This window comes from Armatimonas sp. (assembly GCF_031410135.1).
In the GTDB taxonomy this organism is placed as follows: domain Bacteria; phylum Armatimonadota; class Armatimonadia; order Armatimonadales; family Armatimonadaceae; genus Armatimonas.
The window spans coordinates 1-4069 of record NZ_JANNYP010000110.1 but is presented as its reverse complement, the minus strand read 5'-3'; the positions used below and the strand labels follow the sequence as shown (position 1 = coordinate 4069).

1 protein-coding gene and 1 pseudogene are annotated in these 4069 nt (G+C 57.3%); both read right to left on the bottom strand.

The genetic code is table 11. From position 1 onward, the window contains the following. Nucleotides 1–3444 (bottom strand): DNA-directed RNA polymerase subunit beta' (gene rpoC / locus RMO15_RS04070; protein ID WP_309708153.1); only part of this gene is annotated, 3444 nt, incomplete at its 3' end. Nucleotides 3445–3525: 81 nt separating this feature from the next. Then, nucleotides 3526–4069, bottom strand: a pseudogene (locus RMO15_RS04065) (DNA-directed RNA polymerase subunit beta); the annotation flags it as partial.

Here is a 4069-nt window from a genome sequence, read left to right as displayed (position 1 = left end):
CTTAGGCTTTCGCGCCTCGAAGAGCTCGACGACGCGAAGAAGTCCGCCGACCTGCTCTTCCGCCACTTTCAGGAGCGCTTGCACCTGACGTGCTTTTTCGCGCTCGCTGCCCTCTTCGGTTCCCAGAGAGATATGACCACTCTGCTGATCCTGGAAGAGCATCTGAAGGTTCTGGGTGCGCTGGCGCTTGGTTCCCGCAACTCCCGTCAGAGAGTGCGCGGTCGCAACACCTCCCGTGTGGAACGTTCGCATCGTCAGCTGCGTTCCAGGCTCACCAATGGACTGAGCGGCGATGATTCCCACCGCAACCCCGATCTCCACCAGCTTACCAATTGCCAGGTCCTTGCCGTAACAGGTCGCACAGACTCCCTGACGAGACTCACAGGTAAGAACCGAGCGCAGCCCGACACGCTTTACGCCACTATCCGCCACGAGCTTGGACACAGCCGCCGTAAAGATCTCGTTCTTACTGATGAGGCGCTCACCGGTCTCAGGGTGATCAATGTCTTCAAGTGACGTGCGACCCAGCAGGCGCTCATGGAGCATCTCGATCACATCGTTACCGTCGCGCACTTCCCCAACAAAGATCCCATTTTCCGTGCCACACTCAATCTCACGGATGATCACGTCCTGAGCGACATCCACGAGGCGACGGGTGAGATACCCGGCGTCTGCGGTTCGTAGCGCCGTGTCAGCGAGTCCCTTGCGGGCTCCGTGGGTTGTCACGAAGTACTCCAGAACCGTCAGCCCTTCATGGAAGTTCGACTTCACCGGAAGCGTGTCAATGATGTTCCCAAACGGGTCAGCCATAAGGCCGCGCATTCCGGAGAGCTGCGAGATCTGCTTCTTAGAACCACGAGCACCACTGGTGGTGATGATCGAGATTGGGTTGAACGGCTCAATGGCCTTCACAATCTCATCACCAATCAGGGTCGTCGCGTCGGTCCAAAGAGTCAGAACCTTTTGCTTGCGCTCTGCTGCCGAGATCACCCCACGTCGGTACTGGGCATTGGCCTTCATGACATCGTCTTCCGTCCGCTTCAGCAGTGCTGCGCGGCTCGGAGGCGACTTCATGTCCGTCAGAGAGAACGAGATGCCTCCCTTAGTGGCCCACTTAAAGCCTATCGCCTTAAGATCATCCAGGAACTGGATGGTGCGCTCATGGCCACAGTGCTGGTAGACCGAGGCAATGGTTGCCGTGATCGTCTTTTTGTCCAGCGCTGCATTGACGAAGCGTACTTTATCAGGCACGATCTCGTTGAAGATCAGCCTACCGACGGTGATCGCAGAGAGTCCCTCACCCGGTCGCAGACGAACCGCGATGTAGTCGTGCAGATCTAGCAGCCCATTGTCGTAAGCCTGAATCGCATCCATCGGGTCGGAGAACGGAGAGTGCTTTGCACCAAGCATCATCGGAGCGAAGTTATCTGGTGCTGCCTCGATTGCCTTGGCCGTGTCTGCGCTAAAGTAGCGCCCCGCCTTGACCAGAACCTCACCGGTGCTCTTGTCCACAAGATCGCGAACCGCCACCACGCGACCGATATGCTCCTGCATGTCACTGCTGGGAAGCGTGTCGGTCTGCTTGTCCATCGTCAGGAAGAAGGCTCCCAGAACGATGTCCTGCTGTGGCGAGACGATGGGCGAGCCATCGGCAGGCGAGAACAGGTTGTGGGTCGAGAGCATCAGGATGCGCGCTTCCGCCTGAGCCGACGACGACAGCGGGATATGAACCGCCATCTGGTCACCGTCAAAGTCCGCGTTGAAGGCCTTACAGACCAGCGGGTGCAGCTGAATCGCTTTGCCATCCACGAGCTTAGGCTCAAACGCCTGAATCCCGAGGCGGTGGAGGGTGGGAGCACGGTTGAGCATCACGGGATGCTCCTTAATGACTTCCTCTAGCGCATCCCAGACCTCAGGCCGCATGCGCTCGATCATGCGCTTGGCGGTCTTGATGTTGCTGGTGAAGCCACGCTCCACGAGAGTCTTCATCACAAACGGCTTGAAGAGCTCCAGAGCCATCTCTTTGGGCAGACCACACTCATGGAGATGCAAGTCCGGACCAACCACGATCACGGAGCGACCGGAGTAGTCCACGCGCTTGCCGAGCAGGTTCTTGCGGAACCGGCCCTCTTTGCCCTTGAGCATGTCCGAGAGCGATTTCAGCGCACGGCCATTGCTTCCCGTCACCGGGCGCGTTCGACGACCGTTGTCAATCAGCGCATCCACGGCCTCTTGAAGAAGCCGCTTCTCATGGTTAACAATGCTCTCAGGAGCGCGAATCTCCTGAATCTTTTTCAGACGGTTGTTGCGGTTGATGATGCGCCGGTAGAGATCGTTGAGATCCGAGGTCGCAAAACGACCTCCATCGAGCTGCACCATCGGGCGAAGCTCAGGCGAGATCACCGGAACAGCATCTAGGATCATCCACTCGGGGCGGCTCTTGGAGTCAATAAAGGCATTGACGACCTCGATGCGCTTAATCGCACGGAGCTTCTTAGGAGGACTCGTCGTCTCCTCGATCTCTTTGCGAAGTGAGCGTTGAAGCGGCTCCAGCTCGATCTCCATGAGAAGCTTCTTAATCGCCGCTCCGCCGAGACCCGCCTGAATGATGTCTTCGAGGCTCTCGTCTATGCGACGGCTGACCACTTCGACGAGGCGCTCAATCGCACGCCAGTCGTCCTCGGCCACCAGCATCTTCTTCTCGACCTTGGGTAGGTTCTCCAGGCTCGCACGGAGGATCAGCGCCTGCTCTTCGGCGTCTTTCTTCTCCTGCGCAATGCGATCTTCCAGGTACTTGTACTTATCGGCGATCTCTTCCTCGGTGTAGGCGACGCGCTCAACTTCTAGCTCTTCGCCATCCTCGTTGTACATCGCTTCAGGATTGACCGGGCGGCCCATGGCGATCTCGCGGGCGATCTCCTCGCGCCACTCGACAATAGCCACATCGCGGTCGTCCTCGATCTGCTGGATCTCTTGTTCGACAGCCTGCTTGAACTGCTCCATCCCTGTCAGGATGCGCGACTTGTCAATATCCGTGACGATATAGCTGGCGAAGTACAGGACTTTCTCCAGCGGACGCGGTGTCATGTCCAGAAGCAGCGCCAGCGGCGACGGCACGCCTTTCAAGTACCAGATATGGCAGACGGGTGAGGCAAGCTCGATGTGCCCCATGCGCTCGCGGCGGACTTTGGAGCGAGTAACCTCAACCCCACAGCGGTCACAGACAACCCCTTTGAACTTGACTTTCTTGTAGCGCCCACAGTGACACTCCCAGTCCTTAGTAGGGCCGAAGATCTTCTCACAGAAAAGTCCGTCACGCTCGGGCTTAAACGTCCTGTAGTTGATGGTCTCAGGTTTCTTAACTTCACCATAAGACCAGGTGCGGATCTGATCGGGAGAAGCGATCCCGATACGAATTTTATCAAATGTACTAGCGTCGGCCATTTTTTCCCTTTCGGAAACAAGGCAGTGCCCTGTGTGCTTTTAGAAACCACACAGGGCCAAACCAACTCTTAGAAAAACAAACTAGTTCAGAAGCAACGAGTCTTCTGATTCCTGCTGACGACGAATCTGCGCACGGCGGCGGCTGGCTTCATCATCCAGGAAGTCCTCATCCTTGTCCTTCAGATCAATCTCAGCACCGGCAACGTCCTCGACGGTTACCTTCAAGGCAAGGCTCTGTAGCTCGTTGACCAGAATCTTGAACGACTCCGGCACACCAGGCTCCAGCATGGGCTCACCCTTGACGATAGACTCGTAGGTTTTCACGCGGCCTAAGACATCGTCGGACTTGATGGTCAGGATCTCCTGAAGCGTGTAGGCTGCGCCATACGCCTCCAGAGCCCAAACTTCCATCTCGCCGAAGCGCTGTCCACCGAACTGAGCTTTCCCTCCGAGGGGCTGCTGGGTCACGAGGCTGTAGGGGCCGGTTGACCGAGCATGGATCTTGTCGTCCACAAGGTGCGAGAGCTTGAGCATGTAGATATTGCCCACGGTCACGGCCATGTTGAACTGCTCACCGGTTCGTCCATCGCGAAGATCCATCTTACAGAGGTCTTCGTGGAAGCCC